The sequence below is a fragment of the Leifsonia sp. Soil_N53 genome, assembly GCF_057655165.1.
The window spans coordinates 1-23,829 of sequence record NZ_JBDGMM010000026.1 but is presented as its reverse complement, the minus strand read 5'-3'; the positions used below and the strand labels follow the sequence as shown (position 1 = coordinate 23,829).

At 72.7% G+C, this 23,829-nt stretch carries 27 protein-coding genes; 20 read left to right on the top strand and 7 right to left on the bottom strand.

The genetic code is table 11. The features are described 5' to 3' along the window. The 3 genes from AC3A3H_RS01540 to AC3A3H_RS01530 all read left to right on the top strand — a co-directional run. Positions 1-502, top strand: a 502-nt coding sequence (locus tag AC3A3H_RS01540) for a DAK2 domain-containing protein (RefSeq protein WP_487612775.1), incomplete at its 5' end; no start/stop codon positions are given. Beyond that, positions 499-954 carry a ribose-5-phosphate isomerase gene (locus AC3A3H_RS01535; protein WP_487612774.1) on the top strand — a complete coding sequence of 152 codons (456 nt, stop codon included), beginning with the start codon at positions 499-501 and terminating at the stop codon, positions 952-954. The genes AC3A3H_RS01540 and AC3A3H_RS01535, both read left to right, overlap by 4 nt. Further along, a complete protein-coding gene (locus tag AC3A3H_RS01530) occupies positions 951-1,694 on the top strand; it encodes a GolD/DthD family dehydrogenase (protein WP_487612773.1) in 744 nt (247 codons plus the stop codon). The genes AC3A3H_RS01535 and AC3A3H_RS01530 overlap by 4 nt, the downstream gene beginning before the upstream one ends. 6 nt (positions 1,695-1,700) lie before the next feature. Here the strand turns inward: AC3A3H_RS01530 and AC3A3H_RS01525 are convergent, their stop codons facing one another. From AC3A3H_RS01525 to AC3A3H_RS01515, 3 genes are all read right to left on the bottom strand, one after another. Then, positions 1,701-2,033 (bottom strand): peptidase, encoded by a 333-nt coding sequence (locus tag AC3A3H_RS01525; RefSeq protein ID WP_487612772.1) that lies wholly within the window; start codon positions 2,031-2,033, stop codon positions 1,701-1,703. Then, positions 2,030-3,244, bottom strand: coding sequence for an anion permease (locus AC3A3H_RS01520; RefSeq protein WP_487612771.1), 1,215 nt, complete (start codon positions 3,242-3,244; stop codon positions 2,030-2,032). The genes AC3A3H_RS01525 and AC3A3H_RS01520 overlap by 4 nt, the downstream gene beginning before the upstream one ends. Positions 3,245-3,361: 117 nt before the next feature. Continuing rightward, positions 3,362-5,917, bottom strand: coding sequence for a DEAD/DEAH box helicase (locus AC3A3H_RS01515; protein ID WP_487612770.1), 2,556 nt, complete (start codon positions 5,915-5,917; stop codon positions 3,362-3,364). Positions 5,918-5,986: 69 nt separating this feature from the next. On the opposite strand from AC3A3H_RS01515, the gene AC3A3H_RS01510 reads away from it, so the two are divergent. From AC3A3H_RS01510 to AC3A3H_RS01470, 9 genes are all read left to right on the top strand, one after another. Continuing rightward, entirely contained in the window at positions 5,987-7,624 is a 1,638-nt protein-coding gene (locus AC3A3H_RS01510) for a molybdopterin-dependent oxidoreductase (RefSeq protein ID WP_487612769.1), read from the top strand. Between the two features lie 4 nt (positions 7,625-7,628). Then, positions 7,629-8,804, top strand: a complete 1,176-nt coding sequence (locus tag AC3A3H_RS01505) for a ThiF family adenylyltransferase (RefSeq protein ID WP_487612768.1) — start codon at positions 7,629-7,631, stop codon at positions 8,802-8,804. Between the two features lie 81 nt (positions 8,805-8,885). Further along, the gene (locus AC3A3H_RS01500) at positions 8,886-10,100 is read left to right on the top strand and encodes a molybdopterin molybdotransferase MoeA (RefSeq protein WP_487612767.1); all 1,215 of its coding nucleotides are present in this window, start codon (positions 8,886-8,888) and stop codon (positions 10,098-10,100) included. Beyond that, positions 10,097-11,128 carry a bifunctional molybdenum cofactor biosynthesis protein MoaC/MoaB gene (gene moaCB, locus AC3A3H_RS01495; protein ID WP_487612766.1) on the top strand — a complete coding sequence of 344 codons (1,032 nt, stop codon included), beginning with the start codon at positions 10,097-10,099 and terminating at the stop codon, positions 11,126-11,128. Before AC3A3H_RS01500 ends, moaCB begins: the two co-directional genes overlap by 4 nt. Then, positions 11,125-11,538 carry a molybdenum cofactor biosynthesis protein MoaE gene (locus tag AC3A3H_RS01490; protein WP_487612765.1) on the top strand — a complete coding sequence of 138 codons (414 nt, stop codon included), beginning with the start codon at positions 11,125-11,127 and terminating at the stop codon, positions 11,536-11,538. Before moaCB ends, AC3A3H_RS01490 begins: the two co-directional genes overlap by 4 nt. 58 nt (positions 11,539-11,596) lie before the next feature. Continuing rightward, on the top strand, positions 11,597-12,001 hold the full coding sequence (locus AC3A3H_RS01485; RefSeq protein ID WP_487612764.1) for a TOBE domain-containing protein: 405 nt from the start codon (positions 11,597-11,599) through the stop codon (positions 11,999-12,001). Between the two features lie 8 nt (positions 12,002-12,009). Further along, positions 12,010-12,810 carry a molybdate ABC transporter substrate-binding protein gene (gene modA, locus AC3A3H_RS01480; protein ID WP_487612763.1) on the top strand — a complete coding sequence of 267 codons (801 nt, stop codon included), beginning with the start codon at positions 12,010-12,012 and terminating at the stop codon, positions 12,808-12,810. Continuing rightward, complete coding sequence (locus AC3A3H_RS01475; RefSeq protein WP_487612762.1) at positions 12,807-13,655, top strand: ABC transporter permease; 849 nt, start codon at positions 12,807-12,809, stop codon at positions 13,653-13,655. Before modA ends, AC3A3H_RS01475 begins: the two co-directional genes overlap by 4 nt. After that, the gene (locus tag AC3A3H_RS01470; RefSeq protein WP_487612761.1) at positions 13,652-14,704 is read left to right on the top strand and encodes a sulfate/molybdate ABC transporter ATP-binding protein; all 1,053 of its coding nucleotides are present in this window, start codon (positions 13,652-13,654) and stop codon (positions 14,702-14,704) included. Before AC3A3H_RS01475 ends, AC3A3H_RS01470 begins: the two co-directional genes overlap by 4 nt. A gap of 5 nt (positions 14,705-14,709) precedes the next feature. Here AC3A3H_RS01470 and AC3A3H_RS01465 read toward each other — a convergent pair whose 3' ends face one another. Genes AC3A3H_RS01465 through moaA form a run of 3 tightly spaced genes read right to left on the bottom strand, consistent with a single transcriptional unit; the run spans position 14,710 to position 16,425 of the window. Continuing rightward, complete coding sequence (locus tag AC3A3H_RS01465) at positions 14,710-15,045, bottom strand: hypothetical protein (RefSeq protein ID WP_487612760.1); 336 nt, start codon at positions 15,043-15,045, stop codon at positions 14,710-14,712. A 44-nt stretch (positions 15,046-15,089) separates the two neighbouring features. Next, positions 15,090-15,347 (bottom strand): MoaD/ThiS family protein, encoded by a 258-nt coding sequence (locus AC3A3H_RS01460; protein WP_487612759.1) that lies wholly within the window; start codon positions 15,345-15,347, stop codon positions 15,090-15,092. Then, a complete protein-coding gene (gene moaA, locus AC3A3H_RS01455) occupies positions 15,340-16,425 on the bottom strand; it encodes a GTP 3',8-cyclase MoaA (RefSeq protein ID WP_487612758.1) in 1,086 nt (361 codons plus the stop codon). Before moaA ends, AC3A3H_RS01460 begins: the two co-directional genes overlap by 8 nt. A 61-nt stretch (positions 16,426-16,486) precedes the next feature. Between moaA and AC3A3H_RS01450 the strand changes: the two genes are divergently transcribed. The 6 genes from AC3A3H_RS01450 to AC3A3H_RS01425 all read left to right on the top strand — a co-directional run bounded on the left by AC3A3H_RS01450 (position 16,487) and on the right by AC3A3H_RS01425 (position 22,204). Next, entirely contained in the window at positions 16,487-17,080 is a 594-nt protein-coding gene (locus tag AC3A3H_RS01450; RefSeq protein ID WP_487612757.1) for a sulfite oxidase-like oxidoreductase, read from the top strand. Further along, on the top strand, positions 17,077-17,829 hold the full coding sequence (locus AC3A3H_RS01445; RefSeq protein ID WP_487612756.1) for a ferredoxin reductase: 753 nt from the start codon (positions 17,077-17,079) through the stop codon (positions 17,827-17,829). Before AC3A3H_RS01450 ends, AC3A3H_RS01445 begins: the two co-directional genes overlap by 4 nt. A 5-nt stretch (positions 17,830-17,834) precedes the next feature. After that, positions 17,835-18,089 (top strand): DUF6510 family protein, encoded by a 255-nt coding sequence (locus AC3A3H_RS01440; protein WP_487612776.1) that lies wholly within the window; start codon positions 17,835-17,837, stop codon positions 18,087-18,089. A 52-nt stretch (positions 18,090-18,141) separates the two neighbouring features. Next, a complete protein-coding gene (locus AC3A3H_RS01435) occupies positions 18,142-19,635 on the top strand; it encodes an SDR family NAD(P)-dependent oxidoreductase (RefSeq protein WP_487612755.1) in 1,494 nt (497 codons plus the stop codon). Between the two features lie 109 nt (positions 19,636-19,744). Continuing rightward, positions 19,745-21,745: an APC family permease gene (locus AC3A3H_RS01430; RefSeq protein ID WP_487612754.1), complete on the top strand. Its 2,001-nt coding sequence runs from the start codon at positions 19,745-19,747 to the stop codon at positions 21,743-21,745. Between the two features lie 45 nt (positions 21,746-21,790). Beyond that, the gene (locus tag AC3A3H_RS01425; RefSeq protein ID WP_487612753.1) at positions 21,791-22,204 is read left to right on the top strand and encodes a DUF1622 domain-containing protein; all 414 of its coding nucleotides are present in this window, start codon (positions 21,791-21,793) and stop codon (positions 22,202-22,204) included. 15 nt (positions 22,205-22,219) lie between these two features. Here AC3A3H_RS01425 and AC3A3H_RS01420 read toward each other — a convergent pair whose 3' ends face one another. Next, positions 22,220-22,597, bottom strand: coding sequence for a DUF5997 family protein (locus AC3A3H_RS01420; protein WP_487612752.1), 378 nt, complete (start codon positions 22,595-22,597; stop codon positions 22,220-22,222). A gap of 54 nt (positions 22,598-22,651) precedes the next feature. Between AC3A3H_RS01420 and AC3A3H_RS01415 the strand changes: the two genes are divergently transcribed. Continuing rightward, positions 22,652-23,341 carry a LysR family substrate-binding domain-containing protein gene (locus AC3A3H_RS01415; RefSeq protein WP_487612751.1) on the top strand — a complete coding sequence of 230 codons (690 nt, stop codon included), beginning with the start codon at positions 22,652-22,654 and terminating at the stop codon, positions 23,339-23,341. 103 nt (positions 23,342-23,444) lie between these two features. After that, the coding region (locus tag AC3A3H_RS01410) for an alpha-hydroxy-acid oxidizing protein (protein WP_487612750.1) at positions 23,445-23,829 on the top strand (385 nt) is incomplete at its 3' end.

Here is a 23,829-nt window from a genome sequence, read left to right as displayed (position 1 = left end):
AGCCGGCGCCGTGCTCGCGGCGGCCGGGCGCGCCTGGGCCGAGCAGGCCGGAGGCACCTCCGGGGTGCTCTGGGGCGCGGCGCTTGAGGCGGCGGGCGCCACGCTCGACGACACCGCGCAGACCTTCGGCGACGACTGCGCCGGCGCCGCGATCACCGCCTTCACCGCGGCGATCCTCGACCTCGGACGTGCGGAGCCCGGCGACAAGACCCTGGTGGACGCCCTGCTGCCGTTCCGCGACGTTGTGACCGATCGGCTCGCAGACGGCACACCCCTCGCCGAGGCCTGGCGCGACGCCGCGCGGATCGCCGCCGAGGCAGCGTCGGCGACCGCGGCGCTCCGTCCCAAGCGTGGCCGTGCGCGGCCGCTGGCCGACAAGTCGGTCGGCACGCCGGATGCGGGAGCCACGTCGTTGGCGCTGATCGTGGGCGTGCTCGCCGAACAGCTGACCCGCGACGACCTCCCGACGAACGACCAGCACACCGAAAGGACACCCGCATGACCGCACTGCGCGTCGTGATCGGCAGCGATGACGCCGGCTACACGCTGAAAGAGACCCTGCGCACGGACTTGGAGTCGCACGCGCTCGTCGCCTCCCTGGTCGACGTGGGGGTGGACGCCGACGGGCACACCGCCTATCCGGCTGTCGCGGCCGCGGCCGCGGAGCTGGTCGCGTCCGGCGAGGCCGACCGCGCGCTGCTGGTCTGCGGCACCGGGCTCGGCGTCGCCATCGCCGCCAACAAGGTGGCGGGCATCCGGGCCGTCACCGCCCACGACTCGTACTCGGTCGAGCGGTCGGTGCTCTCCAACGACGCCCAGGTGCTGTGCCTCGGCCAGCGCGTCATCGGCACGGAGCTGGCCCGGCGGCTGGTCGGCGAGTGGCTGACCTACCGGTTCGACACGACGAGCCCGTCCGCGCGCAAGGTCGAGCTGATCGCGGAGCTCGAGCGATGAGCGGGGCGTTCGAGGGACGGGTCGCGATCGTCACGGGCGCCGCGAGCGGCATCGGCCTCGCGGTCGCGGGCTGGTTCGCCGAGCGCGGCGCCACCGTCGCCGGCGTGGACCGCGACGAGCGCGTCGCCGACGCGCTCGCTGCGCTGCCGGGATCCGCACACCTGCCGGTCGCCGCCGACCTCACGGCGCCCGACGCGGCGGAGACGGCCGTCGCCCGCATCCAGGCGCGGGCGGGTGTCCCGCACATCCTGGTCAACTCGGCCGGCATCGCCCGCCTCTCCCCCGCGCTCGCCACGACGGCCGCCGACTGGGACGGCACCCTCGCGGTCAACCTGACCGCGAGCTTCCGGATGGCGCAGGCCGCCGGCGCGCGGATGGTGGCCGCAGGCTTCGGCCGCATCGTGAACCTGGCGTCGCAGGCGAGTGTCGTCGGACTGGACGAGCACGTCGCCTACTGCGCGAGCAAGGCCGGCCTGCTCGGGATGACCCGGGTGCTGTCGCTGGAGTGGGCGCCGCACGGCGTCACGGTCAACGCCGTATCGCCGACCGTCGTCGAGACGCCCCTCGGCAGGGAGGCCTGGAAGGGGGCGAAGGGCGACGAGCTGCGCTCGCGCATCCCGGCGCGGCGATTCGCCCAGCCCGAGGAGGTCGCCGCGCTGATCGGCTATCTGGCCTCCGACGAGGCCGGCATGGTCACCGGGGAGAACATCCTGATCGACGGCGGCTACTCCTCGATCTGACCAGCGTCAGCCGTGGAAGTACGGGATGATCAGGTACAGCCCGTAGAGGACCGCGGCGCCGCAGAGGGCGAAGCACGCGTAGGCGCCGGTGAGCGCCGCCCGCTTCTGGCCCTCGCTGGCCGGGTTCTTGCGCCGCGCCTTCTTGGCCTTCTTCTGCGCCTTGGCCGCCTCCTCCGGCGTGATCACGGTGATCGCGTCGGTGAACTCGGCCGGCTCCACGAAGAGCGCGCGGCCGGCGACGGCGAGGAGGCGCGTGCCGAGCGAATAGAACCCGACCACGACGCACGCGCCGATCAGCGACGCGGCGAAGACCGCGATGAACTGCAGGACGGCGCTCATGCCGGGTTCCTTCCCGAGCGCTCCTTCTTGAGCGGCTTGACCTTCTTGATCTTCACCACGCGCCCGGACGCGGCGACGTCGCTCTGACCCTGGACGGGCACCGGCTCGATCGCGTTGCTGCTGGAGACGCTGTTGCGACGCGACCGCCAGAAGATGAACGTGACCACGACCACGGCCGCGACCGTGTCGATGAGGATGCCGATGGGACCGAGCAGCCCGATCAGCGAGGCCACCGCACCGACGATCCCTGCCGCCGGGAGGGTCAGCACCCAGCCGATCGCGATCCGGCCGGCGGTGCCCCAGCGCACCGACGAGCCGCGGCGGCCGAGGCCGGAGCCGATCACCGATCCGGAGGCGACCTGAGTGGTGGAGAGGGCGAAGCCGAGGTGGCTCGACGCGAGGATGGTCGCCGCGGTGCTCGTCTCCGAGGCGAAGCCCTGCGCCGGCTTCACCTCGGTCAGACCGCGCCCGAGCGTGCGGATGATGCGCCAGCCCCCGGAGTAGGTGCCGATCGCGATCGCCAGGGCGCACGAGACGATGACCCACAGCGGCGGCCCGCTGCCGGCGGGCAGCAGGTTCGCCGAGATCAGCAGCAGCGTGATGACGCCCATCGTCTTCTGCGCGTCATTGGTGCCGTGCGAGAGCGCGACGAGCGACGACGAGAAGATCTGGCCGTAGCGGAACCCGCCCCGGCCGTCCGGGCGGCCGTCGTAGCGCCGGGTGATCCAGTACGCGAGCTTCGTCGCCGCCCACGCGACCACGCCGGCCGTGAACGGCGCGATGACCGCGGGCAGGACGACCTTCTGCAGCACGACCGGGAAGTTCACCGACGCGACTCCCGCGCCCACGATCGCCGCACCGATCAGGCCGCCGAACAGCGCGTGACTGGACGACGAGGGGAGGCCGTAGAGCCAGGTCACCATGTTCCAGACGATGGCGCCGACCAGACCGGCGAAGATCAGCTCCGGCGAGATCAGCACGCCGCCCGATCCCTCGTTGATGATGCCGCCCGAGATGGTCTTCGCCACCTCGGTGGAGAGGAACGCACCGATCAGGTTCAGGACCGCTGCCAGTGCGACAGCGATCTTGGGGCGCATGGCGCCGGTCGCGATCGGCGTCGCCATCGCGTTCGCCGTGTCGTGGAACCCGTTGGTGAAGTCGAAGAAGAGGGCCAGCGCGATGACCAGCACGATGATGAGGGTGAGATCCACCGGCTTCTTTCTCGTGTGGACTGCCGGCGGGAGTTCACCGGAAGTTCATGCGGACTGGCTGGCGCGATTAAGCAGCCGCCCACATGGTTTCACGGCCGTCTCGCGTGCGTCAAACCGTCAGAGCCGGTCGACCCCCGTCACCCGGACGACCGCGACGCCCGCACGGGCGGAGTCCTCCAGCAGCACCTCGGCGGCGATGCCCCAGTCGTGGTCGCCGGCGGGATCGGCGAGGATCTGGCGGACCCGCCACACCCCCTCCGCAGCGGCCGGAGACTCGTCCACGACGATCATCCCCGCGGCCCGCGCCGCCGCGTCGGTGAGGATCTCGTCGTGCTCGGCGTAGTAGGCCTCCAGCGCCTCGTCCCACTGCAGCTCGCTGAACGACGGCGCCTGCGCCTCGGCGAGCGCCGCAGCCTCGTTCTCGAGCGCGCCCAGCTCCTGGACCTTGTCGAGCGCCGCGAGCTGCACGCGTCGGAACACCTCGTTGCGCACGAGCACGAAGAACGCGCGGCGGTTGGTGGTCACATTCCGCGGGGCCGGCGGCGCGAGCTCGCCGGTCTCGGCGGCGTGCCGTGCCGCGTCGGGGTGCACCAGCTCCTCCCACTCGTCCAGGAGGCTGGAGTCGACCTGGCGCACCAGCTCGCCGAGCCACTCCACGATGTCGCGGAGCTCCTCGGTGCGCAGGTCGAGCGGCACGGTCTGGTTCAGGGCGCGGTAGGCGTCGGAGAGGTAGCGCAGCACGACGCCCTCCGAGCGGGCGAGCTTGTAGAACGCGATGAACTCGCCGAACGTCATCGCGCGCTCGTAGAGGTCGCGCACGACGGACTTGGGGCTCAGCTCGAAGTCGGCCACCCACGGCTGGCTGGAGGCGTAGGTCGCGAACGTCACGTGCAGCAGCTCGTCGTGCGGCTTGGGGTGCGTGACGGTCTCCAGCGCCTCCATCCGCTCGTCGTACTCGACGCCCTCGGCCTTCATCGCCGCCACCGCGTCCCCGCGCGCCTGGAACTGCTGGGCGGAGAGCACCGGCCGCGGGTCGTCGAGGGTGGCCTCGACCACGGACACGATGTCGAGGGCGTAGCTCGGCGACTCGGCGTCGAACAGCTCGAACGCGGCGAGCGCGAACGGCGACAGCGGCTGGTTCAGGGCGAAGTTGGGCTGCAGGTCGACCGTGAGCCGGATCTCGCCGTCCACCACCTCCACGACTCCTGCGGTCACCAGCGAGCGGTACAGGCCGAGCGCCCGCCGGGCCAGGCCGAGCTGCCGCTTCCACGGCTCGTGGTTGTCGAACACGAGGTCGCGGACGTGGCCGAAGACGTCGCCGCCGCGCCCGATGACGTTGATGAGCATGGCGCTCGTGATCTGCATGGACGACGTGAGCGTCTCCGGCTCGGCCTCCACGAGCTTGCGGAAGGACGGCTCGCCCCAGGAGACGAACCCCTCGGGCGCCTTCTTGCGCACGATCTTGCGGCGCTTCTTCGGGTCGTCGCCGGCCTTCTCGAGGGCTTTGACGTTCTCGCTCTCGTGCTCGGGCGCCTGCACGACCACGGTGCCGGCGGTGTCGTAGCCCGCCCGCCCGGCGCGGCCGGCGATCTGATGGAACTCGCGGGCGTTGAGCTGCCGCAGCCGGGTGCCGTCGAACTTGGTGAGCGCGGTCAGCAGCACGGTGCGGATCGGGACGTTGATGCCGACCCCGAGCGTGTCGGTGCCGCAGATCACCCGCAGCATCCCCCGCTGGGCGAGCTGCTCGACCAGCCGGCGGTATTTGGGCAGCATCCCGGCGTGGTGCACGCCGATGCCCTGGCGCAGCAGCCGGGACAGCGTGCGGCCGAACGAAGTCGTGAAGCGGAACTCCCCGATCAGCTCAGCGATCGCGTCGCGCTGCTCGCGGCTGGCGATCTTGGCGCTGGAGAGCGCCTGGGCGCGCTCCAGCGCGGCGAGCTGGGAGAAGTGCACGATGTAGATCGGCGCCTGGCCGGTGTGCAGGAGGTCCTCGACGGTGTCGTGGACGGGCGTCAGCTCGTAGTAGTAGTGCAGCGGCACCGGGCGCTCGACGCCGGTGACCGTCGCGGTCTCGCGGCCGGTGCGGCGGGAGAGGTCGGCGGCGAGCGCCGTCACGTCGCCGAGGGTAGCCGACATCAGGACGAACTGGGCGCGGTTCAGCACGAGCAGCGGCACCTGCCAGGCCCAGCCGCGGTCCGGGTCGGCGTAGAAGTGGAACTCGTCCATGACGACCTGGCCCACCGGGGTGTCCTCCCCCTGCCGCAGGGCGAGGTTGGCGAGGATCTCGGCGGTGCAGCAGATGATCGGCGCGTCGGCGTTGACCGAGGAGTCGCCGGTCATCATCCCGACGTTCTCCGCCCCGAAGACGTCGACCAGGGCGAAGAACTTCTCGGACACCAGCGCCTTGATCGGCGCGGTGTAGAAGCTGCGCTCGCCGCGGGCCAGTGCCGCGAAGTGCGCGCCGACGGCGACGAGCGACTTCCCGGTTCCTGTGGGTGTCGACAGGATGAGGTTCGAGCCGCCGACGATCTCGATGAGCGACTCGTCCTGCGCCGGGTAGAGGGTGATGCCGGTGGACTCCGCCCAGGCGACGAACGCCTCGTAGACGGCGTCCTCGCTCACCGTTGCCGGGCCGGCCCAGCCGGGGAGGTCGTCGACGCGCAGGGAGGCCATAACGTCCAAGCCTGTCACAGCGCGGCGACGCACGGCATATCCACCGGTTCGCGCGCCTATCCTTCGGCTATGGGATCGACGTCCGACATGGGTTCGGCCACTCCTGCTGAATCGGCGCAGCCCCCAGGACCGGCGCGACCCGCCGAACCCGAGCAGCTCGCCGGACCTCCGCGGCCCGCGCGATCGTTCTGGCGTGCGGCGGCCGTGGGCGTGGCGAGCATCGCGGCGGGCGTGGGCGCCGCCGAACTGCTGAGCGCCTTCTTCGTGCAGGACGGCAGCCCCATCCTCGTGGTCGGCGCTCTCGTCATCGACCTCACCCCTGCATGGCTGAAGAACGCGGTGATCGGCGTGTTCGGGACGGGCGACAAGGCGTTCCTGATCTCCTCCCTCGCCGTGGTGCTCATCATCGGCGGCGGCCTCGCGGGCTGGCTGGAGCTGCGGCGGCCGCCGCTCGGCCGCATCCTCATCGGCGTCGGCGGGGCGCTGGGCGTGCTCGCCGCGTTCACCCGCGCCGGCTCCTCGATCGTGAACGTCGTGCCGTCGGCGCTCGCGGCGCTGGTCGCCATCCTGATCCTCGGCTGGCTGGCCGACCTGCTGCGCAGGACGCGGCCCACCCGGATCGCCCCGCAGGGCGAGGTGTCGCGCCGACACTTCGTGACCGCCACCGCCGCGACCGCCGCCGCAGGCGTCGTCGCGACGATCGTCGGGCAGGCGGTCGCCACCGGCTACCGCGCGGCCGCCGCCGCGCGTGCCGCGTTCCACCTGCCGAAGCCCGCCGCCACCGCCCCGCCGGTCCCGGCAGGCGCGTCGTTCGACATCGCCGGGCTGTCGCCGATCATCACGCCGAACGCCGACTTCTACCGCATCGACACCGCGCTGCAGATCCCCGGTATCCAGCCGCAGGACTGGCGGCTGCGGATCACGGGCATGGTCGAGGAGGAGATCGAGCTGACCTTCGCCGAGCTCCTCGCCCTCCCGCTGGAGGAGTCCATCACGACCCTCACCTGCGTGTCCAACGAGGTCGGCGGCGACCTGATCAGCAACGCGAAGTGGCTCGGCTACCCGATCCGGCACCTGCTGGCGCGGGCGAAGCCGACCGCCGACGCCGACATGGTGCTCTCGCGCAGCCAGGACGGCTGGACGGCGGGGACGCCGCTGGAGGCGCTGACCGACGAGCGCAACGCGATCCTCGCGGTCGGGATGAACGGCCAGCCGTTGCCGCTGGAGCACGGCTACCCGGTGCGCATGGTCGTGCCGGGGCTGTACGGCTACGTCTCGGCCACCAAGTGGGTGGTGGAGCTGAACGTGACGCGGTTCGACAAGGCCACGTCCTACTGGACCGACCGCGGCTGGTCGGAGCGCGGCCCGGTCAAGCTGGAGTCCCGCATCGACGTGCCGGGCGACGGCCGGCAGGTGAAGGCGGGGACGGTCGCGGTCGCGGGCATCGCCTGGTCGCAGCACGTCGGCGTGAGCGCCGTGCAGGTGCAGATCGACGGCGGCGCCTGGCAGCAGGCCACCCTCGCCGACGCGATCTCGGCCGACACCTGGCGGCAGTGGAAGTACGCGTGGGACGCGACGCCCGGCTCGCACACCATCAAGGTGCGGGCGACGGACGCCCACGGCACCGTGCAGACCTCGAAAGAGCAGGACGTCGTCCCCGACGGCGCGACCGGGTGGCACACGATCGGCGTCACGGTGGTTAGCTAACGGTATGACCGCCCTCGACCACCCCCGCGCACTCGTCGCGCCCGGGCCCGCGCTGGCCTCGGAGTACCGCGCGCGCTACGCCCGCACCGAGCAGCTGCCCGGCTTCGGAGAGCTCGCCCAGCGCCGGCTCCGCGCGGCCCGCGTGCTCGTGGTCGGCGCCGGGGGCCTCGGCTCGGCCGTGCTGCCGCTGCTGGCGGGGGCCGGGTTCGGGACGATCGGGATCGTCGACGACGACAGCGTCGAGCTCAGCAACCTGCCGCGGCAGACGATCCACCGCGAGCGCGACCTCGGCCGGCAGAAGACGGCATCGGCGGCCGACGCGATCCGCGCCATCGACGCCGGGATCGACGTCCGGATCTTCCCCGAACGGCTCACCTCCGTGAACGCCGCGAGCATCCTGAGCGGGTTCGACCTCGTGCTCGACGGCAGCGACAACTTCCCGACCCGCTACCTCGTGAACGACGCGGCGCTGCTGGCCGGGCTGCCCGTGGTGTGGGGCGCCGTGCACCGGTTCGGCGGCCAGGTCGGCCTGAGCTGGGCGCCGCACGGGCCGCAGTACCGCGACCTCTTCCCGGTGCCGCCGGAGCCGGGCAGTGTGCCGAGTTGCGCGGAGGCCGGTGTGCTGCCGAGCGTGTGCGGCGTCGTCGGGTCGCTGATGGCGAGCGAGGCGATCAAGGTGGTGACCGGGGAGGGCGATCTGCTGCTCGGCCGGGTGCTCGTGCACGACGGGCTGCGCGGGACGTTCCGCGAGCTGCCGTATGCGGCGGACCCGGCGGCGGAGCCGGTCACGGAGCTGATCGACTACGAGCTGTTCTGCGGGCTCACCGCCCCGGCGGCCGAGGCGACGCAGGCGACCGCGACTACGGTCACCGCCGCCGACCTGGCCGCCCGGCTCGCCGCAGGAGAGCCGCACATCCTGCTCGACGTCCGCGAGCCGTGGGAGGCCGACATCGCCAAGCTGCCCGGGTCGCTGCTGGTGCCGCTCGATGTGGTCATGCGCGACGCGCCGGGCGTTGCCGAGCGACTGGGCGAGGAACCGCTTGTGATCATCTGCCACCACGGCCCGCGCGCGGAGACAGCACGCCGGCTGCTCGCCGCCGCCGGGGCTCCCGGCATGGTGCTGGAGGGCGGCCTCGACGCCTGGGCGCGCGAGATCGACCCGGCCCTGCCCCGCTACTGAGCGCTACTGAGCACTGCCGAGCGCGGCCGGGCGAGCGGGCGAAGCCTCGCACGTCCGCGGGGCACGCGGGATACTGAAGCCATGACCCCACCGCGCAGCGTCGAGGAGCATGCCGCCCACGTCAATCGCCTGCTGGAGCCGCTCAGCGCGGAGCCCGATCTGGAGACGGTCCCGCTCGCGGAGGCCGCGGGCCGGGTCGCCGCGGTCGACATCCGGTCGGAGGTCGACCTCCCGCTGTTCCGCAACTCGCAGATGGACGGCTACGCCGTGCGCGCGGCCGATGTCGCCCGGGTCCCGGTCGCGCTCGAGGTGACCGGAGATGTACCCGCGGGACACGAGGTGCCCCTGACGCTCACCCCGGGCACCGCCATCCGGATCATGACGGGCGCTCCCGTGCCGAGCGGCGCCGACACGATCGTGCCCGTGGAGGACACCGAGCTCGTCCTCGGCAGGGACGACGACCTGGCCGGCGCGATCGTGGAGATCCGGCGTTCCCGGCACCGCGGCGAGTACGTCCGGGAGCGCGGTAGCGACCTGGAGCGCGGCGACGTGCTCGTGACGGCGGGCACCCGGCTGGCCGCGCGCCACCTGGCCGCGCTGGCGGCGGCGGGCGTCACCTCGCTGGCGGTGCGGGCGCGGCTGCGGGTCGCGGTGCTGACCACCGGATCGGAGCTCGCGGCGCCCGGGCGGGATGTCCGGTTCGGGCAGGTCTTCGACGCGAACGGCGTCGCCCTCGCGGCGCTCGTCGAGGAGTCCGGCGCCGTCGTGTCGCTGCGGGCCAGCAGCACCGACGACCCCGAGGCGTTCGCGCGCGTCCTCGACGCGGCCCTGGCGGCCAGCGACCTGGTGGTCACCTCCGGCGGCATCTCGAAGGGCGCGTACGAGGTGGTGCGCGAGGTGCTGCTGCCGCGCGGCGCCGAGGTCACGACCGTGGCGATGCAGCCGGGCGGCCCGCAGGCGACCGCGGTGGTCGACGGCGTCCCCGTGCTGTGCTTCCCCGGCAACCCGGTCAGCACGCAAGTCTCGTTCGCGGTGTTCCTCCGCGCGCCGTTGCGCGACGCCGCCGGGCTGCCCGCGCTTCCGGTGCAGCGGGCGCGTCTCACCGAGTCGGTGCGGTCGGTGCCGGGCAAGCGGCAGTTCCTGCGCGGCCGGGTCGGCGCGGACGGCGTGGCGCCGGTGTCGGGCCCCGGCTCGCACCTGGTGGCGGCGATGGCGACCGCGGACGTGCTCATCGACCTGCCCGCGGAGGCGGAGACGGTCGAGTCGGGCTCGGACGTGACAGTCTGGACGCTATGAGCGAACTCACCCACCTGGACGCCGACGGGCGCGCCCGCATGGTCGATGTCGGCGCGAAGCCCGAGACCGACCGGGAGGCCGTGGCCCGCGGCCGGCTGGTGACCACTCCCGAGGTGGTGCGCCTCGTCGCCGCCGACGACCTGCCCAAGGCCGACGTGCTCGCCACCGCCCGCATCGCCGGGATCGCCGGCGGCAAGCGCACGAGCGACCTCATCCCGCTCTGCCACCCGCTGCCGCTGAACTCGCTGCGCGTCGACTTCGCCCTGGACGAGGCGGCGGGTGCGATCGCGATCGAAGCGGTCGCGCGCACGCATGGCCGCACCGGCGTGGAGATGGAGGCCCTGACCGCGGTTGCAGTGGCCGGGCTGACGTTGCACGACATGGTGAAGGCCGTCGACCCGGCCGCGAGCTTGACCGATGTGCGGCTGGTGGCGAAGAGCGGGGGGAAGCGCGGCGAGTGGCGGCGGCCGGGTGAGGACAGCAGCGCGCCTGCTCCACAGACCGCACCGACGCCCACCCGCACCGACGCTGCCGTCGTGATCGTCGCCTCCACGCGCGCCGCCGCCGGAGCGGCACCCGACACGACAGGCCCGGTCATCGCCTCCTGGCTCGACGTCTACGGCCTCCACCCCGAGGTGCGCGTCGTGGCGGACGCGGACATCGCGGACGCGCTCGCCTCCGCCGTCGCCGAGCACCCGGCCGTCGTGCTCACCACCGGAGGGACCGGCGTCTCCCCGGACGACCGGACCCCCGAGGCCACCGCCGCCGTGCTCGACCGCGACCTCCCCGGCCTCGCCGACGCCCTGCGAGCCAAGGGCGCGGCCTCCACCCCGCTCGCGGCGCTGAGCCGCGGCCGCGCGGGCGTCGCCGGGCGCACGCTGGTGGTCAACCTCCCCGGCTCCCGCGGAGGCGTCGCCGACGGGCTCGCCGTCCTGGACGACGTCCTCGCCCACCTGCTCGACCAGCTCGGCGGGGACCGCGACCGCGGCCACGACGCCGAGCGCCACCCCGAAGGAGCGACCCGATGACCGACGTCTTCTCCGACGTGTCCGAGCGGCCGCTCGACCCCTCGACTCTGGACGAGTTCGTCTGGCAGCGGGAGGACGGCGCTGTGGTCTCGTTCCAGGGCATCGTGCGCGACCACGACGGCGGCCGGTCCGTCGTCTCGCTCGACTACCGCGCGCATCCGGAGGCCGCCGCGTTCCTCCGGCGCTGCTGCGAGGAGCTGGCGGCGCGCACCGGCCTCCGGGTCGCGGCCGTGCACCGCGTCGGCTCGCTGACCATCGGCGACCTCGCGCTGATCGCCGCGGTGGCGGCCCCGCACCGCGCGGAGGCGTTCGCCGCGTGCGCCGAGCTCGTCGAGCGGATCAAGGCCGAGGTGCCGATCTGGAAGCGCCAGCACTTCGCCGACGGCGCGTCGGAGTGGGTCGGGCTCTGAGGCTCAGCCCCGTTCCTAGGGTCGAAATAGACGCTCCTGCGGGTCTAGAGTTCTATTCATGCCGCAGATACGGGTGAAGGAAGCCGCGAGCTTCCTCGGGGTGAGCGACGACACCGTGCGACGCTGGATCGACGCAGGGATGCTCTCCAGCGCCAAGGACGAGGGCGGCCGCACCGTGCTCGACGGCCTGGAGCTCGCACAGCTCGCCAAGCAGAACGCCGTGCTGCCCACCGACCCGTCCGGTGTCGGCCGGTCGGCGCGCAACCGCTTCGTCGGGATCGTGACCGACATCGTCATGGACAAGGTCATGGCGCAGGTCGAGCTGCAGTGCGGCCCGCACCGCGTCGTCTCCCTGATCAGCAGCGAGGCCGTGCGCGAGCTCGGGATCGAGCTGGGCTCGATCGCCGTCGCCGTCGTCAAAGCCACCAACGTCATCGTCGAGACCGCAGGGCCGGCGGAGTGAGGAACAGGATGCGCACCAGGACCGGCGTCGTCGCCAGCATGCTCGCAGCAGTGGCACTGGCCGTCGCGGGGTGCTCCGCCGGCGCGGGCACGGGCACCGACACGCCCACTCAGACCCCCACGAAGCACGCCGTCACCGGCACCGTCACCGTCTTCGCCGCGGCCTCCCTCACCAAGACGTTCACCCAGTTGGGCGCGGACTTCGAGAAGGCCAACCCGGGCAGCACCGTCAGCTTCAGCTTCGGCGGCTCCTCCGACCTGGTCACCCAGCTCTCCGCCGGCGCCCCGGCCGACGTGTTCGCGTCGGCGGACCAGAAGAACATGGACAAGGCCGTCGGTGCAGGCGTCGTCTCCGGCGACCCCGTCGACTTCGCGACGAACGTGCTCGCGATCGCGGTCCCGCCCGGCAACCCGGCCCATGTCACGGGGTGGGCGGACCTCGCGAAGTCCGACCTCAAAGTCGTGGTCTGCGCCCCCCAGGTGCCCTGCGGCGCCGCGACCGCCACGGTGGAGTCGAAGACCGGTGTGACGCTGAAGCCGGTGAGCCAGGAGTCGGCGGTGACCGACGTGCTCGGCAAGGTGTCCTCCGGGGAGGCCGACGCCGGCATCGTCTACGCGACCGACGTCAAGGGCGCGGGGAAGAGCGTCGACTCCGTGCCGTTCCCCGAGGCGAAGGACGTCGTCAACACCTACCCCATCGCCGAGATCAAGCAGGGGCAGAACTTCACCGGGGGCGCCGCCTTCATCGCCTACGTGACGGGCCCGGCGGGCAGGAAGGCGCTCGAAGCGGCCGGATTCGGCAAGCCGTGACGCCGCGCCGCGCGCCCGCGAGCACCGGGATCCCCGGCTGGGTCCTCGTCGTCGCCGCGCTCGGCGCGCTGTTCGTGCTGCTCCCGGTCGTCGCGATGGTCACGCGGGTGGACTGGACGCACTTCGTCGCGCTGATCACGTCGCCGTCGTCGGTGGACGCGCTGCTGCTCAGCCTGCGCACCTCGGTCGCCGCCACGGCCGGCTGCCTGGTGCTCGGCATCCCGATGGCGGTCGTGCTGGCACGGGTGCCGTTCCGCGGCCGCGGCCTGGTCCGCGCGATCGTGCTGCTGCCGCTGGTGCTGCCTCCCGTCGTCGGCGGGATCGCCCTCCTGGCGCTGTACGGCAGGCGCGGGCTGCTCGACGGCGCCCTCCCGATCGCGTTCTCGACGCCGGCCGTGGTGATCGCGCAGACGTTCGTCGCGCTGCCGTTCCTGGTGCTGAGCCTGGAGGGCGCGCTGCGGACCACGGGCGAGCGCTACGAGGCCGTCGCCGCCACCCTCGGCGCGCAGCCGTCCGCCGTGCTGTTCCGGGTGACGCTGCCGCTGGTGGCGCCCGCGATCGTCTCGGGGTCGATCCTGTCGTTCGCGCGGGCGCTCGGGGAGTTCGGGGCAACGCTGACCTTCGCCGGGAGCCTGCAGGGCACCACCCGGACGCTCCCGCTGGAGATCTACCTGCAGCGCGAGACCGACCCGGACACCGCCGTCGCACTGTCGCTCGTGCTGATCGCGGTCGCGATCGCCGTGGTCGCGGTCGCGCACGGTGCGGGAGAGCCGCTGCGCCGGCGGCCGCGGCCCGGGACCGCACCGCGTGGGGCGTCGCGGCCGGCTGCCGGGGCGACGCCGTGAGCCTCGCCTTCTCCGCCACGGTCGCCGACCGGGACGTGGCGGTGGACCTCCGGCTGGGCACCGGCGAGACGCTCGCTCTGCTGGGCCCGAACGGAGCGGGAAAGTCGACGGTGCTCGGAGTGCTCGCCGGGCTGATCCGCCCCGACGCCGGGCGCGCGACCCTCGCGGACGAGACACTGTTCGACCTCCCCGGGTCCTGGCTGCCGCCGCACCGGCGCGGGATCGCCCTGCTCGCCCAGGACGCGCTGCTCTTCCCGCACCTGAGCGTGCGCCGGAACGTCGAGTTCGCGCCGCGGTCGGCGGGAGCCACCCGGACCGAGGCGCGCGCGAAGGCCGACGAGTGGCTGGAGCGCACCGGCGTGAGCGCACTGGCCGAGCGGCGTCCCGACGAGCTCTCGGGCGGCCAGGCGCAGCGCGTGGCGATCGCGCGGGCGCTCGCCGCCGAGCCCGACCTGATCCTCCTCGACGAGCCGTTGGCGTCGCTCGACGTGAGCGTGGCGGGCGAGCTCCGCGGGATGCTGGCGGACGTGCTGGCCGGACGCACGGCGGTCGTCGTCACCCACGACGCCCTCGACGCCTACCTGCTGGCCGACCGGGTCGCGGTCCTGGGCGCCGGCCGCGTGGTCGAGGAGGGCCCGGCGCGCACGGTTCTCACGCAGCCGCGGCACCCGTTCACCGCCGAGCTCACCGGCCTCAGCCTCCTCACCGGGCGACGCACCGCGACCGGCCTGATGACCGACGACGGGCTCGCCCTCGCCGGCACCCCGACCGTGCGGATCGCTGAGGGCCAGCCGGTGACCGCGGTGGTGCGGCCGTCGACGGTGGCGGTGCGAGTGAGCACGGCGACGGAAGACGCGGGCCCGGAGGGCGCGGGCGCGATCGCGGCGACGGTCACTGCGCTGGAGCCGCGCGACGACCTGGTGCGGGTGCGAACCGATCGGCTCACGGCGCTCGTCCCGGCAGCCGTGGTCGCGGAGCTCCGCCTCGCCGCCGGCACGCCGGTCACTCTGACGGTGCCGCCCGCCGAGGTCCGCATCTCCCCCGTCTGACGGGACTAGGAACCGATCTTCATCCCGGCGGTCGAGTACCCGCCGTCCGGGTTCGACGACGGCCGCGGCTCGTCGAACAGCGGATTCGGCCGGCCCGGGAGGCTCTGCGGCTCCACCCGCGCACGCACCGCGCCGACGATCGCGACGACGCACGCCGCCAGCAGCACGGCCCCCGCGACCACCAGCGCGAGGCCGAAGACCTCGCCACGTGCCAGCAGGACGATCCCGAACGGCAGCGTCAGCCAGGTCGCCGCGCCGGACAGCACGGCCCCGACGACCAGCGCCGCGAACCTGCCCTGCCGCCGCCGGACGGCCGCCAGTTCCCGCATGTGCACGCTCATGGTGTCCCCCCTCGCCGCAGCCTGGCGATCGCGCGCTGCGGACGTCATCCCCCGGCGAACGGGGGCAGCACGTCCACCCTCTCGCCGATCGCGGCATCCGGGTCGCGCGACACGACGCCGTCGACCAGAAACGAGCCATTTCGCAGCACCAGCCGCATGGCCTCGCCATAGCGGGCGTCGAGCAGTTCACGGAGCGCGCCCACCGTCGGGGGGTCGAGCGAGACGCGTTCCTCCTCCCGGCCGGCCGCCTCCTCGGCGGCGGCGAAGTACCGCACCAGGACGGAGTGCGTGCCCTCAGCCACCGATCGCCCCCATGCTGCGCACCGGCGGCACGAAGCCGGCCGCCTCCATCCCGTGACCGGACTGCTTGCCCCACATCGCGCCGCGCCACCACCGGGCGAGCTCGGCGTCGTCCGCCCCGCCGCGGAGCAGCCCGCGCAGGTCGGTCTCGTCATCGCCGAACAGGCACGAGCGCACCGTGCCCTCCGCCGTGATCCTGGTGCGGTCGCACGCGGAGCAGAACGAGCGGGTCACCGACGCGATGATCCCGACCGTGGCCGGGCCGCCGTCGACCAGCCACTCCTCGGCCGGCGACGACGGGTCGTCCCGCCGCCCGGCCTCCACCAGGTCGAACCGGGTGCGGAGGACGGCCAGCAGCTCCTCGGCGGAGACCATGTTGTCGCGCAGCCAGGTGTGGTCGGCGTCGAGCGGCATCTGCTCGATGAAGCGCAGCCGGCAACCCTGCTCCAGCGCCCAGGCCAGCAGGTCGGGAGCGCCGGCGAGGGTCTGCCGCATCATCACCGCGTTCAGCTTCAGCGGAGTGAGGCCAGCGGCGTGCGCGGCGGCGATGCCGGCGAACACGGCCGGCAGCCGGTCGCGGCGGGTCAGGGCGGCGAAGTGCTCGCGGTCCACGGTGTCCAGGGAGATGTTCACCCGGGTCAGCCCGGCCGCGACGAGCTCGCCCACGCGGTGGTCGAGCCCGATGCCGTTGGTGGTGATGCTGAGGTCGATGCCGGGCGCCGCCGCGGCGGAGAGCCCGATGATCTCGGCGAGGTCGGCGCGCATCAGCGGCTCGCCTCCCGTGAACCGGACCTCGCGGATGCCGAGGTCGCGCACCCCGATCCCCACCAGCCGGGCGATCTCGGCCGGGGTCAGCAGGTCCTCCCGCGGGATGGCGGGCAGACCCTCCGCCGGCATGCAGTACGTGCAGCGCAACGAGCACTTCTCCGTGACCGACACGCGCAGGTCGCGGGCGACGCGGCCGAACCGGTCGACGAGGCCTGCGACATCGGGCCGGCCGTCGAGGCTCGGGGCGGCGGCAGCGCCCCGCGCATCCCGCAGCGAGGCGCTGCGCGGGAGACCGAGATTGACCGCGACCATGGATTCACCCTAGACCGCGCAGCCGTAGACCGCCGCCCCGCGCGGGTAATAAGCTCCGACCATGGGAATCATCTCGTCCGGTTTCCTCGGCCGGCGCAGAACCGAGGACCCCCGCCTCCCCCCGGGCCAGTACGTCACGGAGGGCTTCCCGGTGCTGTCGGCCGGGCCGACCCCGCGGATCGCCAAAGAGGACTGGGCGTTCACCATCACGACCGAGAAGGGCGTGGTGCACCGCTGGAGCTGGGACGAGTTCCTGGCGCTCCCGCAGGACGACGTCGGCACCGACATCCACTGCGTCACGAGCTGGTCGAAGCTCGGGACGTCGTGGCGCGGCGTCGCGCTCGACACGCTGTTCGAGAAGGTCGACACCGACTACGAGTACACGATGGCGCACTCCTACGGCGGCTACACCACGAACGTTCCGCTGAAGGACCTCCTCGACGGCAAGGCCTGGGTGGCGCACACCTTCGACGGCGCCGACCTCCCGCCGGAGCACGGCGGCCCCGCCCGCCTGCTGGTGCCGCACCTGTACTTCTGGAAGAGCGCCAAGTGGGTCAACGGGCTGGAGATGCTTCCGCAGGACCAGCCCGGCTTCTGGGAGCAGAACGGCTACAACATGTACGGGGACCCCTGGAAGGAAGAGCGCTACTGGTGAGCAGCGCGTGGCGCGTGGCGGATGTCGTGGCCGCGCATGAAGAGACCGCGACGGCCCGCACGATCCGGCTGCGCATCCCCGGGCTCACCGGGCACCTGGCCGGGCAGCACGTGGACGTGCGCCTCACCGCGCCCGACGGGTACCAGGCGGTGCGGTCGTACTCGATCGCGTCGGCCTCCGGCGTGGGCGGCCTGGCGCCGGACGAGCTGGAACTGACCGTGGAGGAGCTTCCGGACGGCGAGGTGTCGCCGTATCTCGTGCACGGCCTCGGGGTGGGCGACCAGTTGGAGGTGCGCGGCCCGGTCGGCGGCTGGTTCGTCTGGCGGGCGGGCGACGACGGTCCGGTGCAGCTGATCGCGGGAGGCTCCGGCGTCGTGCCGCTGATGTCGATGGCCCGTGCGCACGCCGCCGCGGCGAGCTCCGCGCCCTTCCAATTGCTGTACTCCGCCCGCTCGCCGATGTCCGTCTACTACCGCGACGAACTGATGGCGCTCGGCGAAGCCTCCGCACCGCTGACCGTCGACTACGTCTACACGCGGGAGGCGCCTGCCGGCTGGCCGGTCGCGGCCGGGCGGCTGACCGCGGAGGGGCTCGGCGCGCTCGTCCTGCCCGCCGCGGACGCCCCGAGGTTCTACCTGTGCGGGTCCACCCCGTTCGTCGAGGCCGTCTCGGGCTGGCTGGTCGACGCCGGTCACGACCCGGACCGCATCCGCACCGAACGCTACGGCGGGATCGGAGGGGCAGCGTGAGCGACATGGACTACCTGGACGGCAACGCCGCTGCGGGACTCCTCTCGGAGGTGTTCGCCGTCGACGTGACCGTGGCGCGCGGCAAGTGCGCGCACTGCGGGGATGTGACGGTGATCGCGAAGGCGCACCTCTGGCCCGACGACCACGGGATGGTGCTGCGCTGCCGGGTCTGCGGCGACGTCATCGCGATGGCGACCGAGCGCGACGGCAAGCTCTCCCTCGACCTGCGCGGCCTGGACTGGCTCGAGCTGGAGGTCTGAGGGGGCCCGGCGCCCTCAGCGGGCGGTCATCCACTGCCCGTACAATCGTCCGGTGCCAGAATCACCTGCGAGCCTCGACCCCGACGACCTCGCGACCACCCTCCGCGTCCTCGCGCAGCTCCACGAGCTCGACCAGGAGCACCCGGACTTCGTCTCGGTGCGCCGCGCGACCGCGCACATGTTCAAGGCCGTCAAGCAGGCCAGGCGGCGCGAGCTGCGGGAGGCCGAGCTCGCCGCCGACCGCGCCGTCATCGCCGCGACCGCGACCGGCGCGCCCGACCGCATCGACGACGAGACCCGCGGCCGCGACCTCAGCTCCCCGACCACCGGGTCCACGACCGCCGGCACCCTGATCAACTCGCAGGCCTGCTACATCTGCAAGCAGCAGTACACGCAGGTCGACTGGTTCTACCACCAGCTCTGCCCGTCGTGCGCCGCGTCCAGCCACGCGAAGCGCACCGCGCGCACCGACCTGACCGGCAAGCGCGCGCTGCTCACCGGCGGCCGCGCCAAGATCGGCATGCACATCGCGCTGCGCCTGCTGCGCGACGGCGCCGACCTCACCATCACGACGCGCTTCCCGCGCGACGCCGTGCGCCGGTTCGCCCAGCTCCCTGACGCGAAGGACTGGCTGCACCGGCTCCGCGTGGTCGGGATCGACCTCCGCGATCCGGCCCAGGTGATCGGCCTCGCCGATTCGGTCGCTTCCCGCGGCCCGCTGCACGTGCTCATCAACAACGCCGCGCAGACCGTTCGCCGCTCCCCCGGCGCGTACTCGCTGCTCGCCGAGGCCGAGTCGCACCCGCTGCCCGACGGCCCGCTCCCCGAGCTGGAGACCTTCGGCCACACGGCCGACCCGCACCCGCAGGCCCTGGAGGCCTCCGTCGCCGCCCACCCGCTGCTGTCGTCGGCGAACGTGCACGGCACGGTCGCCGAGCTGGTCGGCGCCGCCGCGCTCACCGCGAATGACCTCGCCTCCGCCGCCATGGCCGCCGGCTCGTCGTCGCTGGAGCGACACCACGACGGCACCGCCATCGACGCGGGTGGCCTGGTGCCGGACGTGCAGCGTGTGAACACCTGGACGCGCGCCGTCGGCGGGATCGACCCGCTCGAACTGCTGGAGGTGCAGCTCTGCAACACGACGGCGCCGTTCATCCTCATCGACCGGCTCCGCCCGTCGCTCGCCGCCGCCGGCCGCTCGTACGTGGTGAACGTCTCGGCGATGGAGGGCGTCTTCGGCCGCCGCTACAAAGGCGCGGGGCACCCGCACACCAACATGGCCAAGGCCGCCCTCAACATGCTCACCCGCACGAGCTCGCTGGAGCTGTTCGAGACGGACAACATCCTGATGACGAGCGTCGACACCGGCTGGATCACCGACGAGCGCCCGCACTACACGAAGGTCCGCCTCGCCGAGGAGGGCTTCCACGCCCCGCTCGACCTGGTCGACGGCGCCGCCCGCGTCTACGACCCGATCGTGCGCGGCGAGGCCGGCGAGGACCTCCACGGCGTCTTCCTCAAGGACTACCGCCCCTCCCCCTGGTGACCCCTTCACCGAGACGGCGCAGAGTCGGGCCCGAGACGCCGAGACGGCGCATTCTCCGCCGCCTCGCGTTCGCCACTAGACTGACCCAGGTCTGAACGAAGGGCAGTCGATGTCGAGCACCATCCCGTCGCCGAAGGAGCCCATCCCGATCCCGGGGCAGGCGCACCCGACGGCCACCCGGCCGGTGCGCGGCCGCCGGTTCAAGCACTGGCTGCTACGCGGCATGGTCGACGAGCGCGGCACCCAGCAGGGCCCGCACGGCCAGAACCCGGAGCGGACGCACTCGTGGTGGCAGGTCATGTGCCTCACCGGTGTCGACTACTTCTCCACCCTCGGCTACCAGCCCGCGATCGCGGCGCTGGCGGCGGGCCTGGTCTCACCGTTCGCGACGCTCGTCCTGGTGGCCCTGACGCTGCTCGGCGCACTGCCGGTCTACCGCCGGGTCGCCAAGGAGAGCTTCCGCGGCTCCGGCTCGATCGCGATGCTGGAGCGGTTCCTGCCGTGGTGGGCGGGCAAGCTGTTCGTCCTTGTGCTGCTCGGCTTCGCCGCGACCGACTTCATGATCACGATCACGCTGTCCGCCGCCGACGCCACCGCCCACGCGATCGAGAACCCGTACGCGCCGGCCTGGTTCCACGGCAACAACGTGCTCATCACGCTCTTCCTGCTCGCCCTGCTCTCCGCGGTCTTCCTCAAGGGCTTCCGGGAGGCGATCGGCATCGCCGTCGTGCTGGTGGCGGTGTACCTGGCGCTCAACGTGGTCGTCGTGACGACCTCCATCATCCAGGTGTTCGAGCACCCGACCGCCATCGAGGACTGGTGGGATGCGCTGTTCGTCTCCCACGGGAACCCGCTGCTCATCGTCGGCGTCGCCCTGCTGGTGTTCCCGAAGCTCGCGCTCGGCCTCTCCGGCTTCGAGACGGGCGTGGCCGTCATGCCGCAGATCACGGGCAAGCCGGACGACGACCCCAACCACCCGCAGGGCCGCATCCGCGGCGCCGGCCGGCTGCTCACCACCGCGGCGATCATCATGAGCGCGTTCCTGATCACGTCGAGCTTCACGACGACGCTGCTCATCCCGCAGCGGGACTTCCAGCAGGGCGGACCCGCCAACGGCCGCGCGCTCGCCTACCTGGCGCACGAGTACCTGGGCAACGGCTTCGGCACGGTCTACGACATCAGCACGATCCTCATCCTGTGGTTCGCCGGCGCCTCCGCGATGGCGGGCCTGCTCAACCTGGTGCCCCGCTACCTTCCCCGCTACGGGATGGCGCCGCAGTGGGCGCGCGCCGTGCGGCCGCTGGTGCTGGTCTTCACGGCGATCGCCTTCTTGATCACTCTGATCTTCGACGCGAACGTGGACGCCCAGGGCGGCGCCTACGCGACCGGCGTGCTCGTGCTGATCACCTCCGCCTCGCTCGCGGTGAGCCTGTCGGCCTGGCGCAAGAAGCAGCCCAAGCGCACCGTCGTGTTCGCGATCATCACGGCGATCTTCATCTACACGACCATCGACAACATCATCGAGCGGCCGGACGGCCTCCGGATCGCCACGCTGTTCATCCTCGGCATCCTGGTGGTGTCGATCGTCTCGCGCGTCGGGCGGTCGTTCCAGCTGCGCGCGACCAGCGTCACCTTCGACGTGTCCGCGCTCGACTTCATCCTGGAGGACGCCGAGGAGGGCGAGATCCGGATCATCTCGCACGAGCCCGACGTCGACACGACGACGGAGTACGAGCAGAAGAACAAGGACGAGCGCCGGTTCAGCCACATCCCGCAGCGGTCGCGCACGATCTTCCTGGAGGTCATGAAGTCCGACTCCTCCGACTTCGAGGAGGACCTGGTCGTGCACGGTGTGGTCAAGTACGGCTACCGGGTGCTCCGCGTGAAGAGCGGCAACGTGCCCAACACGATCGCGGCGATCCTGCTGGAGATGCGCGACGTCACCGGGGTGGTGCCGAGCATCTACTTCGAGTGGACGGAGGGCAACCCGATCTCGAACATGTTCCGCTACCTGATCACCGGCGTCGGCGAGGTCGCCCCGGTGACCCGAGAAGTGCTGCGGGAGGCCGAGAAGGACGTCAAGCGGAGGCCGGCCGTCCACGTGGCCTGAGCGCGCCATCTCTCCACCGCTGCGGCGCTGTGGCACCATGTGCGCATGGACACTCGCGCGTTCTTCGAGGCGGTCGGGGTAGCCTTCGAGTTCGCGGGCGTGGCCGCTCTCGCGATCGGCTTCGTGGTGGCCATCGTGATCGCGCTGTCGGTGTGGGTGCGCTCACGCAGCGGGGCCGACGCCTTCCGCACGCTGCGGGAGGCCTTCGGCGGTGTCATCCTGCTCGGGCTCGAACTGCTCGTGGCCGCCGACCTCGTCAAGACCGTGACATCCAGCCCCACGCTCACCGACGCGGCCGTGCTCGGCATCATCGTGCTCATCCGCACCATCCTGAGCTTCTCGCTGCAGGTGGAGATCGACGGCGTCGCCCCCTGGCGTCGCGCGTTCGTCACCGGGCCGGAGGTGCTGGCGCACGCGGTGAAGAAGGCCGCGGCGACGGGGGCCCCGGAACAGCAGTAGGACGCCTCAGGGGACTCAGCCCCGTTCGGCCCGCTCCGCGTTGCGCTGCTTCACGCGCGCGTTCTCGGCGTGCACCTGCGCCTGGGTGGCGCGCTCGACGACCAGCCACTCCGGCTTCTCCTCCAGCAGCGCCTTGATCTCGGCCGTGGTGAGCGCCTCGGTGACGCCCGCGCGGGCCAGGCCGGAGTTGCTCACGCCGAGCTTGTGGGCCACGACGTCGCGCGGGTGCGGGCCGTCGGCGCGGAGGGTGACCAGCCAGGCGGGCGGGTTCGCGTTCAGCTCGTCGAGCTCGGTGCGGCTGATCTCGCGGTCGCGGAACTCCTCCGGCGCCGCCGACAGCAGGATGCCGAGCTTCTTGGCCGCGGTGGCCGCCTTCATGGTCTGGGGCTTCATGCTTCCAAGGGTATCGTCCGCGGCAGGCGGCGGCCTGCCGGTAGCCTGGCCTGCATGGCCTCCCGCTTCGCCCTCGCCTTCCCGCTCGGAGTCACGATCGGCAAGTGGACGCGCGCGTTCGCGGAGCGCCAGCCCGGAGTGGAGCTGGTGGTGACGCCCTCCGCCGATCCGCTGGCCGCGCTCGCGGCGGGCGAGGCCGACATGGTGTTCGCGCGCGACGCCCCGGAGGACCACGACCGCCACCTCATCCCGCTCTACACCGAGGACGTCGTGGTCGTGATGCACCACGAGCACCTGCTGACGCTGGAGGAGAAGCTGCACCTCGCCGACCTCGACGGCGAGCCGCGCGTGACCGGGGAGCCGTCCGAGGCGCTCATGCGCAGCGTGGCCGCAGGCGAGGGCATCGCGCTGCTGCCGGCCTCGGTGGCCAAGGCGCTCCGCCGCAAGGACGTGACGGCGATGCGGCTGGAGGACGGGCCGGTCTCGCAGGTCGGCCTCAGCTGGCCGCGGGACGGGCAGCATCCCCTGGTGGACGAGTTCATCGGCATCGTGCGCGGGCGCACGGCGCACAGCTCGCGCAACCCCGAGGTCGCCGCGACGGAGGCCGAGCGTTCGGCCCAGGACGCGAAGGCGGCCAAGGCCGCGAAGATCGCGGCCACGCAGTCCGCCCGGGCCGCCAAGCACGCCAAGCGCGCCGCCGCAGCCAAGCGCTCCACCGGCAAACGGCCCCGCCCCAAGCGCTGATACCGCGTCTACGTGACAGGACACGCCGTCAAGCCGCCGGCCGAGACGGCGTGTTGTGTCAGATAGATCGCATGGGTGCAGGACGGGTAGGGAGAATGGGCGGATGACGGCCAGCATCGGCACCAGCATCGGCACCAGCATCGGTCGAGCGGCGCAGAGCGTCGTCTATCGCGCGGGCGTGAGCGGGCGCCGCCCGGCCATCCCGGTCGCGTTCCCCGAGCTGGAACGCGCCGCACGACGGACGATGTCGCGCGCCGCGTTTGCGTACATCGCGGGCTCCGCCGGGCTGGAGCGCACCGACCGGGCGAACACCGACGCCTTCGCGCGGCAGCGGATCGTGCCGCGGGTGCTGCGCGACGTGTCCCGCCGGGACCTCTCGATCGAGCTCTTCGGCCGCCGCCTGCCCACTCCCCTGCTGCTGGCGCCGATCGGCGTGCTCGACCTGGCCCGCCGCGACGGCGACGCGGCCGCCGCCCGGGCCGCCGCCG

Excerpts from the sequence above, each read along its gene's own strand:
- AC3A3H_RS01485 (WP_487612764.1), top strand. The coding sequence starts at position 11,597 with ATGCCGCAGATACGGGTGAAGGAAGCCGCGAGCTTCCTCGGGGTGAGC.
- AC3A3H_RS01500 (WP_487612767.1), top strand. The coding sequence starts at position 8,886 with ATGACCCCACCGCGCAGCGTCGAGGAGCATGCCGCCCACGTCAATCGC.
- AC3A3H_RS01510 (WP_487612769.1), top strand. The coding sequence starts at position 5,987 with ATGGGATCGACGTCCGACATGGGTTCGGCCACTCCTGCTGAATCGGCG.
- moaCB (WP_487612766.1), top strand. The coding sequence starts at position 10,097 with ATGAGCGAACTCACCCACCTGGACGCCGACGGGCGCGCCCGCATGGTC.
- modA (WP_487612763.1), top strand. The coding sequence starts at position 12,010 with ATGCGCACCAGGACCGGCGTCGTCGCCAGCATGCTCGCAGCAGTGGCA.
- AC3A3H_RS01440 (WP_487612776.1), top strand. The coding sequence starts at position 17,835 with ATGGACTACCTGGACGGCAACGCCGCTGCGGGACTCCTCTCGGAGGTG.
- AC3A3H_RS01505 (WP_487612768.1), top strand. The coding sequence starts at position 7,629 with ATGACCGCCCTCGACCACCCCCGCGCACTCGTCGCGCCCGGGCCCGCG.
- AC3A3H_RS01515 (WP_487612770.1), bottom strand. The coding sequence starts at position 5,917 with ATGGCCTCCCTGCGCGTCGACGACCTCCCCGGCTGGGCCGGCCCGGCA.
- AC3A3H_RS01415 (WP_487612751.1), top strand. The coding sequence starts at position 22,652 with ATGGCCTCCCGCTTCGCCCTCGCCTTCCCGCTCGGAGTCACGATCGGC.
- AC3A3H_RS01490 (WP_487612765.1), top strand. The coding sequence starts at position 11,125 with ATGACCGACGTCTTCTCCGACGTGTCCGAGCGGCCGCTCGACCCCTCG.
- AC3A3H_RS01420 (WP_487612752.1), bottom strand. The coding sequence starts at position 22,597 with ATGAAGCCCCAGACCATGAAGGCGGCCACCGCGGCCAAGAAGCTCGGC.
- AC3A3H_RS01430 (WP_487612754.1), top strand. The coding sequence starts at position 19,745 with ATGTCGAGCACCATCCCGTCGCCGAAGGAGCCCATCCCGATCCCGGGG.
- AC3A3H_RS01450 (WP_487612757.1), top strand. The coding sequence starts at position 16,487 with ATGGGAATCATCTCGTCCGGTTTCCTCGGCCGGCGCAGAACCGAGGAC.
- AC3A3H_RS01525 (WP_487612772.1), bottom strand. The coding sequence starts at position 2,033 with ATGAGCGCCGTCCTGCAGTTCATCGCGGTCTTCGCCGCGTCGCTGATC.
- AC3A3H_RS01465 (WP_487612760.1), bottom strand. The coding sequence starts at position 15,045 with ATGAGCGTGCACATGCGGGAACTGGCGGCCGTCCGGCGGCGGCAGGGC.
- AC3A3H_RS01425 (WP_487612753.1), top strand. The coding sequence starts at position 21,791 with ATGGACACTCGCGCGTTCTTCGAGGCGGTCGGGGTAGCCTTCGAGTTC.
- moaA (WP_487612758.1), bottom strand. The coding sequence starts at position 16,425 with ATGGTCGCGGTCAATCTCGGTCTCCCGCGCAGCGCCTCGCTGCGGGAT.
- AC3A3H_RS01535 (WP_487612774.1), top strand. The coding sequence starts at position 499 with ATGACCGCACTGCGCGTCGTGATCGGCAGCGATGACGCCGGCTACACG.
- AC3A3H_RS01530 (WP_487612773.1), top strand. The coding sequence starts at position 951 with ATGAGCGGGGCGTTCGAGGGACGGGTCGCGATCGTCACGGGCGCCGCG.